Origin of the sequence: Kitasatospora sp. NPDC001547 (assembly GCF_042894165.1) — a bacterium.
In the GTDB taxonomy this organism is placed as follows: Bacteria; Actinomycetota; Actinomycetes; order Streptomycetales; family Streptomycetaceae; genus Kitasatospora.
The window spans coordinates 561,218-569,184 of the sequence record NZ_JBIAVL010000005.1; the positions used below are offsets into that span (position 1 = coordinate 561,218).

8 protein-coding genes are annotated in these 7,967 nt (G+C 74.7%); 3 read left to right on the forward strand and 5 right to left on the reverse strand.

Annotated elements, in window-relative coordinates; all coding sequences use genetic code 11:
• Positions 1–8: 8 nt before the first annotated feature.
• The 4 genes from mug to ACFY0X_RS13445 all read right to left on the reverse strand — a co-directional run bounded on the left by mug (position 9) and on the right by ACFY0X_RS13445 (position 5,105).
• Entirely contained in the window at positions 9–641 is a 633-nt protein-coding gene (gene mug, locus ACFY0X_RS13430; protein WP_387753222.1) for a G/U mismatch-specific DNA glycosylase, read from the reverse strand.
• 14 nt (positions 642–655) lie between these two features.
• On the reverse strand, positions 656–1,741 hold the full coding sequence (locus tag ACFY0X_RS13435) for a phosphatase PAP2 family protein (protein WP_387753140.1): 1,086 nt from the start codon (positions 1,739–1,741) through the stop codon (positions 656–658).
• Positions 1,742–1,850: 109 nt separating this feature from the next.
• Positions 1,851–2,930, reverse strand: a complete 1,080-nt coding sequence (locus tag ACFY0X_RS13440; protein WP_387753225.1) for an aminopeptidase P family protein — start codon at positions 2,928–2,930, stop codon at positions 1,851–1,853.
• Positions 2,931–3,728: 798 nt separating this feature from the next.
• On the reverse strand, positions 3,729–5,105 hold the full coding sequence (locus tag ACFY0X_RS13445) for an MFS transporter (RefSeq protein WP_387753142.1): 1,377 nt from the start codon (positions 5,103–5,105) through the stop codon (positions 3,729–3,731).
• Positions 5,106–5,261: 156 nt separating this feature from the next.
• On the opposite strand from ACFY0X_RS13445, the gene ACFY0X_RS13450 reads away from it, so the two are divergent.
• Positions 5,262–5,918 carry an ArsR/SmtB family transcription factor gene (locus ACFY0X_RS13450; protein ID WP_387753145.1) on the forward strand — a complete coding sequence of 219 codons (657 nt, stop codon included), beginning with the start codon at positions 5,262–5,264 and terminating at the stop codon, positions 5,916–5,918.
• A 42-nt stretch (positions 5,919–5,960) separates the two neighbouring features.
• Positions 5,961–6,455: a hypothetical protein gene (locus ACFY0X_RS13455; protein ID WP_387753148.1), complete on the forward strand. Its 495-nt coding sequence runs from the start codon at positions 5,961–5,963 to the stop codon at positions 6,453–6,455.
• A gap of 65 nt (positions 6,456–6,520) precedes the next feature.
• On the opposite strand, the gene ACFY0X_RS13460 is transcribed toward ACFY0X_RS13455, so the two are convergent.
• Positions 6,521–7,120, reverse strand: a complete 600-nt coding sequence (locus ACFY0X_RS13460) for a DUF2867 domain-containing protein (RefSeq protein ID WP_387753150.1) — start codon at positions 7,118–7,120, stop codon at positions 6,521–6,523.
• 126 nt (positions 7,121–7,246) lie between these two features.
• Between ACFY0X_RS13460 and ACFY0X_RS13465 the strand changes: the two genes are divergently transcribed.
• On the forward strand, positions 7,247–7,807 hold the full coding sequence (locus ACFY0X_RS13465; RefSeq protein WP_387753153.1) for a TetR/AcrR family transcriptional regulator: 561 nt from the start codon (positions 7,247–7,249) through the stop codon (positions 7,805–7,807).
• The last annotated feature ends 160 nt before the right edge of the window (positions 7,808–7,967 follow it).

The following is a 7,967-nucleotide window of genomic DNA, read 5'->3' on the forward strand; positions in this document are numbered from 1 at the left end:
GCGACGGTTCAGTCCTCGGCCGACCGGTCCTCGGCCGTCTCGTCCTCGACGGATCGCTCCTCGACGGATCGTTCCTCCTCGGATCGGTCCTCGTCGGTGCGGCCGTCGACGGCCTCCCGGAGCCTGCGGAACTCCTCGGCCAGTCCGTCCAGGGTGTAGTGCGCGTTGAGGCCGCTGGGGTTCGGCAGTACCCACACCTCGGTGTCGCCGATGCGCTCCGGCTGCCGGCCGAGCGCGGCCCGGCGCTGCCCGAAGGCCGTCCGGTAGGCGCCGATCCCGAGCACCGCCAGGACGCGCGGACGCAGCCGCAGCACCCGTTCGCGCAGCGCGGCGCCACCCTCGCGCAGCTCCTCGGCGGTCAGTTCGTCCGCCTTGGCGGTGGTGCGCGGGGCGACGTTGGTGATGCCCAGGCCGAGCGCGAGCAACTCCCGCTGCTCGTCCGGGCGGTACTGGCGCTCGGTGAAGCCGGAGCGGTACAGGGCGGGCCAGAAGCGGTTGCCAGGGCGGGCGAAGTGGTGCCCGGTGGCGCCGGACCACAGGCCCGGGTTGATGCCGCAGAACAGCACCCGCAGCCCGGGGCCGGAGACGTCCGGGATGGTGGTGTCCTTGGCGGCCAGCAGTTGCTCGGCGGTGGGCTTCATCGGTGGGCTCGGATTCACCCGGCCAAGTCTGCCGTGCCCTTCGCGGTGTCCTTCGCCGCGCCCTTCGCCGGCGCCGTCGAAGCAGCCGGAGCCGTCACGCCCGAAGCCGTCGAAGCCGGGGCCGAAGTCGCCGCCACCGCCCGGCGGTTGCGCAGCCGACGCAGGCCGAACACCACCGCGGCCGCGTAGGCCCAGCCGACGAAGACGTCGATGATGAAGTGCTCCGCGCCGTAGACCAGGGTGAAGGTCATCGCGAGCGGGTAGGCGACCAGCACCGCCCGCAGTCGGCGCCCGGCGGTGGGCCAGAAGAAGAACAGCAGCATCGCCGGGTAGGCGGAGTGCAGCGAGGGCATCGCGGCGACGTCGTTGGCGAACTGGCTGCCGTTCTCCAGCAGGGAGTCGGCCTGCGGCAGCCCGCTCACCGAGATCACCTCCCAGACCACCCGGGACAGGTGCGGCAGGTTGCCCTCCTGGGAGACCAGCCATGGCGGGTCGGCCGGGTAGAGGATGTAGGTGGCGAAGCCCGCGAACGTGAGCGCCAGGTAGGCGGCGAGCAGCTGCCGGAACCGGTGGTGGGCACGCCGCCAGAGCACCGCGAGCAGCAGGTAGACGACGAAGAAGTGCGAGAGGTAGACGGCCACCGCGGCGTAGTCGTACCAGTGCGGCGAGCCGGAGTCGTAGAGGGCGTGCTGGAGCCGGACGGTCCAGGTCTCGCCGAAGCCGAGCACCTCGTCGAAGCGCAGCTGCGGCAGCCAGTGCGGGGCCCACGGGGTGTGTGCGCCGTAGCCGCGCAGCAGCGAGTACGTCCACACCACGGCCATCACCGGCACCCAGTCGCGCAGGACCAGGAGGAAGCCGCGGGGGCCGTGTCCGCTGTGCACGGCGGCGGTCAGCAGGGCGGCGATCAGCCAGAGGAACAGCACGTCGTTGGCCGCGGGGATGCCCTCGGTCCGGAGGAACCAGAGGAGGCACGTCAGGTAGAGCGGCCAGGCCAGCCAGCGGAGTCTCGACCAGCCCGTCACGCGTGGGCGGGGCGGAGGCACCGGGCGCGGCTGCCCGGCCCGCACGTCGTGCGGGGCCGGGGGGAGGGTCTTGGTCATGCGCACCGAAACTAGCAATCCAAACTTGGAGGACTCTGGGTGAAATATGACCGGATCGTAAGAACATCCGATTCGGTCGGCACCCGGTTGGACGGTCGGTCAGGGACGGTCAGGCCACGATGCCCAACTCGTGCGGGGTGTTGTTGAAGCGGCGGCCACCGGCCTCGGTGACGGTGACGATGTCCTCGATCCGGACACCGAACCGGCCGGGCAGGTAGATCCCGGGCTCGATCGAGAAGCACATGCCCGGCACCAGCGGCCGCTCCTCGCCCTCGACCAGGTACGGAGGTTCGTGCGTGGTGGTGCCGATGCCGTGGCCGGTGCGGTGGACGAAGTACTCGCCGTACCCGCCCTCGGTGATCACCCGGCGGGCGATCCGGTCGATCTCCTGGCACGCGATCCCGGGGCGGACCGCCTCGAACGCGGTCTGCTGGGCCAGCCGGACCAGGCCGTGCACCTTCCGCACCTCGTCCGGGACGTCCGGGCCGACGTGCACCGTACGGGTGGTGTCGGAGCCGTACCCGTCCTTCAGACCGCCGAAGTCCAGCACCACGGTGTCACCCGTACGGATGACCCGGTCACCGGCCTCATGGTGCGGATCGGCGCCGTTCGGGCCGGAGCCGACCACGGTGAAGTCGACCTGGCTGTGCCCGTACTGGATGAGCAGCGCGCCGAGGTCGGCGGCCACGTCGGACTCCCGGCGGCCGGCGAAGCGGACCTCCAGGATGCGCCGGTAGGCGGCGTCCGCCGCGCCGCCGGCCGCGGCCAGGCGGTCCAGCTCCTCGGTGTCCTTGACGGCACGCAGCATCGGCAGGCTGTCGGTGAACGAGGTGAACGAGGCGCCGGGCAGCGCGGCCTGGAATCCGAGCAGGTGCAGCGCCCAGGTGTTGTCGGAGACGCCGTACCGTCCGGCCGGGTCGAGCAGCGGGCCGACGGTGGCGAACGGGTCCGCGCCGTCCGACCAGTCGAGCAGCCGGACGGCCGGGGCGCCGACCGCCTTCTCGGCGTCCGGACGCTCCAACCTGGGGACCACCAGGGCGGGTTCGCGCCCGGCGGTGAGGACGAGGGCGGTCAACCGCTCGGTGGTCGCGGTGGGCGAGTAGCCGCACAGGTAGACCAGGTCGGGGCCGGGGGCGACGACCAGGCCGGCCAGCCCGGCGGCGGTCGCCTCGGCGGTGGCGCGGGCCATCCGGGCGGTGTGGTCCTCGACGGTGAAGGGGCGGGGCACGGCGGGTCCTCCTCTGGGCCGGACGGGCTCGGCTGAGCCTTCGTCAGGTCAACTCCATCACTTCCCGGTCCAGTTGGCGAAGCCCTCGGCGAGGCGCCGGTGCGGTCCGGGCGGCGGGTCGGCCGCTCCCCGTCGGGCCGGCAGCGCGCCGGCGGGCCCGTCGGCGCCGGGGCGGGGCGGGCGCGGACCGGGCCGGGGAGTGCGCCGAGGAGCGGGCCGGGGGGCGCGGCGGCCGGGGCGAGGCGCAGGCCGGCCAGCGCGGCCGTGGCCAGCAGGACGAGCGCCGGCCAGGACGGCCGACGGGCGGCGGCCGCCCAGCCGGGCCGCCGGGGTCCGCCGCCGGGGGCGTCGGGGGCGCCAGGGGTGCGGGGACGGGCACGTCCGGTGCGGCCGGACGGGGGCGCGTCCGTGGAACTCATCCGGTCCTCCTCCGGTGCGGCGCCGCCGTGGCTCGGCCGGTCGGCCGGGGCCGGGCCCGCATGGATGCCGGACACGGCTGCACGGGGCGGCGGGCCGGACGGATCGCACGGGTGGCGCGGGGTCTGCGGCGCGACGGGGCCGCGGCCGCTCCGGGAAGGCCCCCGGGGCGGGCGGTACGCGGTCAGTTCACCCGTCTGCCGGGCCCGCCGCATGCGGCGGGCGGCCGTGCGGGTGACCGGCGGCCGGGCCCGGGTGCTGCTCCCTGGCCGGACGACGGTCTGCCCCGGTGGCGGTCCTGCCCGGGCGAGGGTCCTGCCCCGGCACCGGTCACGCCCGGGGTCAGTCCTGCGGGGCGCCCGATCCGTCGGCGGGCCAGGCGGCGCGGCGCAGCGTGCGGCTCGCGGTCGCGACCAGCAGGGCGGCGGCGAGCAGGGCACTGATCGCGACCAGTACGGCGGTGGGGGAGGAGCGGTCCAGCAGCAGACCGGTGAGGAAGGTCCCGGCGGGCATGCCGGCGGTGAGCAGCGTCATGGTCGCGGCGATCACCCGGCCGCGCAGCGCGTCCGGCACCTGGCGGAAGACCAGTAGGTCGAGCATCACCCGCATGGCCGGCACGCCCGCGCCGAACACGAACAGCGCGGCGAAGACGGTCGGCGTCCCGCCGGGCAGCAGCGTCGCCAGCGGGACCAGGACGGTGATCCAGCCCATCGCCAGCAGCAGCACGCCGGGGCCGGCCAGCCGGTGCAGCCGGGCGACCAGGGTGGCGCCGGCCAGCGCCCCGACCGCCTCGCCGGCCAGGGCCAGGCCGATCCCGGCGCTGCCGGTGCCGTGCTCGCGCAGCAGCACCATGACGGGCAGCAGCATCGGGGCGCCGGTCAGGTTGATCACCAGCAGGACGGCCAGGGCGGCCCGCAGCAGCGGGGAGGCGGCGAGGACGCGGAAGCCGTCCAGGGCGCCGCCCCCGGCACGCCGGCCGGGAGCCCCGGACTCGTGCGGGCTGGGGAAGCGCACCGCGAGGGCGGCGACCAGCGCGAGCAGCGAGGCGAGCGCGGCCCCGAGGAAGGGGACCGCCCGGCCGAGCCCGAACAGGAACCCGGCCAGCGGCGGTCCGGCCAGCGCGGCCCCGCTCATCCGGGCCTCGTCCTGGGCCAGAGCCTGGGACAGCTGCTCCGGCGGGACCACCGAGCGCAGTGCGAGCAGCCGGACCGGGCCGCTGTAGGCGACGGTCGCGCCGATCACGGCGGCGACGAGCAGCAGGTGGGCCAGGTGCGGCGGGCCGAACGCCAGGGCCGCCGGGACGCTGGCGAGGGCGAGCAGCCGGGCGCCGTCGGCGGCGATCAGCACCCGGCGGCGGTCCACCCGGTCGGCCACCAGGCCGCCGTGGACGCCCAGCACCAGGGTGGTGGCCATCTGCACGGCGCCGAAGGCCCCGGCGGCGGTGGAGGAGCCGGTGAGCGCGAGGACCAGCAGGGGGAAGGCGGTGTCGCCGATCACCATGCCGAGGGTCGCGGAGGCCTGGCCGGCCCAGAGGGCCTGGAACCGCAGGTTGCGCCGCAGCGGTACGGGCGGCGGCGGTGCGGAGGGCCTCGGCTCGGACGGTGTCGGTTCGGAGGGCCTCGGTTCGGACGGTGTCGGTTCGGACGAAGAGAGTGCGGCCGGCGGTGCGTCGTCCGGGCGGAGTCGCGTCGGTGCCGTCGTCGTCGGCTGGTCCGTCATGTCCTGCCTCCATCGTTCGCGATCGGCACATCATTCACGCTCATGTAAATGATGTGCCAGGCCTAATTGATTGCGCAAGAGTGACCGATGGCTCGATGGTGAGCGCTCACCGGGGCGTGATTGCGGACGGAGCGGCCGATCTGGAAGGGTGACCCCGTGGTCGAGCACGTACCGGAAGCCGCCGACAGTGGCGAGCAGCAGCCCGTCACCTGGGTCAAGGAACGCCAGGTGTCCGACGTCGCGGTGCTCAAGGCGCTGGCCGACCCGCTGCGCCTGGCCATCCTCGGCGCCCTGCAGTCCTCCGAGGACCGCCCGCTGACGGCCAAGGAGCTCGCCGCCGCGCTGGACGAGCCGCAGACCAAGCTCTACCGGCACATCAAGCAGCTGGAGAAGGCCGGGCTGGTCCTGGTGGCCGGCACCCGGCTGGTCTCCGGCATCGTGGAGAGCCGCTACCGGGCCGCCCAGGGCGCGATCCGGCTGGCCCCGGGGATGTTCACCGCCGGCTCCCCGACCCGCTCCGAGGCGTACGACGCCGTCCTGGCCGCGATGGACCGGGTGCGGTCCGACTTCCGCGCCAGGATCGCCGAGGGCCGGCTGGACTTCGGCCGGACGCCGGGCGACCCGGGCCCGCCGTCCGGACTGTTCGCGGACTTCGCGCTGCGGCTCAGCCCCGACCGGCTGGACCGGTTGCGTTCCCAACTGGCCGAAATCTTCGACGAACTGAACGAGGAAGGCCCGAGTTCGGCCGAGGACGCGCTGGACGTGACCGTCTTCACCCTGCTCTACGGTCTCCGACCGGGCACGGAATCATAAATTCCGGGCCGACTGTCGGTGCGGTGGGACACCATGGCCGCCATGTCCTATGAACTCCAGGCGCTGATAGGAACTCGGGAGCTGCTGACGCTGGCTGCGGCGGAGGTTCCGGCGGCCCGGGTGGTGCCCCTGGCGCAGGGGCTGGCCCTGATTCCGGTCACCTCCGCCGTCCTCGCCGCGCTCCAGGGCGACGGCGGAGTGCGCGGGTCCGGCGGCGGGGCCGGGTTCGGGTGGCACTCGGACGGCTTCGAACTCCGGCTGGCCGCCTGGTCGAAGGCCGGCCCGATCGCCTGCGTCGAGGCGGACTACTTCGGCGGCAGCGGCACTCAGCGGGCCGCCGTCTGGGCGGACGGCGGGATCGCCCTCGGCCCGCTCACCATCGGAGAGTTCGAGCCCTCCCCGGCCGAGGGCACCCCGATCTCCCGCGCCCTGCGGCGGATCGGCGCGCGCACCGAGGAGGGCAGGGTGGACGAGATCGAGTCGGTCGGCCTGGGCCGGCACCGCAGCACCGGCGGCTGGGCGGAGTCGACCGGCTGACCTCGCCGCCCCCGGCCCGCGCCCGTACCCGTGCCCGCCCGCGCCCTTGCCCGTACCCCGCCCGCTCAGCGCGAGCCGGGGGTGTCGGCGTGCCAGCGCTGACCGATGGAGCGGAGGAGGGCGGGATAGACGCCGAGGTGGCGGAACGGCTTGATGGCGGCCATGTAGAGCCGGCCGAAGGGGCCGTTGGGCTTGACCAGGACGGCCATCTGGGCGTGGTAGGTGCCGCTGCCGGGGGAGGTCTCGACCCAGCCGAGGTGGAGGACGCCGTGCACGGTGCGGTTGGCCATCTCGGCGGTCCACTCGTCGTGGAGCCGGTAGACGGAGCGGAACGGCGCCGAACGGGTGTCGGGGCCGCGCGGGGCGTCGCGGAGGTCGGCGGGGAGGCGGTCGCGGAGGGTGGGGACGCGGGCGCCGAGGCCGGTGTCGGGCTTGTCCCAGCCGAGGAGGCCGCCGAGCTTCCAGCGGATCGCGAAGAGGAGGCGGACGACGGGGGAGTCGGACATCGGGGCACCGGCACCGTTGGCGAACTGGGCGACCAGCCGGTCGAGGTCGTCGGGGCCGCCGGGGGTCGGCAGGGCCCAGACGTCCTCCAGGTGGAAGTCGGGGGCGATCTCGTGGATCCGCCACGGGCGGGAGGTGTGGGCCGTGCTGGGGAGTCTCATCTGCGGTGCCCCTGTCTGTACGGTGCCGTATAGAAGCAGGCTAGACCCGTGTGTACGGTGGCGTATACGCAAGGGTGCGAGCGTGAGGAGCGACACAGTGGAACGAGACGCGGCGAGGAGCCCGGCATGGGTGTGACGCGGACGCCGCGCGCCCGGTGGATCGAGGAGGGCCTGCGGGCGCTCGCGGCCGGCGGCCCGGACGCGGTGCGGGTGGAGCCGCTGGCGCAGGCGCTCGGCGTCACCAAGGGCGGCTTCTACGGGTACTTCCGCAACCGCGGCGCGCTGCTCGACGAGATGCTCGACACCTGGGAGCGGGAGGTCACCGAGGGCGTGATCGCCCAGGTCGAGGACGAGGGCGGCGACGCCCGCACCCGGCTCGGGCGGCTCTTCGCGATCGCCGCCACCAGTGGCGACGGACCGGTGACCGGCACCACCGTCGACCTGGCGATCCGCGACTGGGCGCGGCGCGACGAGGCGGTCGCCGAGCGCCTGCGCCGGGTGGACAACCGCCGGATGGCGTACCTGCGTTCGCTCTACTCGTCGTTCTGCCCCGACCCGGACGACGTCGAGGTCCGCAGCCTGGTCAGCTTCTCGCTCCGGATCGGCCACCACCTCGTCGCCGTCGACCACGAGGGCCGCAGCCGCGCCGAGGTGATGGAACTGACCCGCGACTGGCTCCTGCGCTGAGCCCGTCCCGGGTTCGCACCCCGCGGCCGAACGCGACGGGCGCGACGGGGGCGGGGGGGGGGGGGCCGCGGCGCCCCCCCCGGCCACGCCGGCCGGCGGCGGCCCGAGGGGGCCCCCCGGCACCGGCGGGGCCGACGGGGAAGTGGTAGAAAGGCAAGAA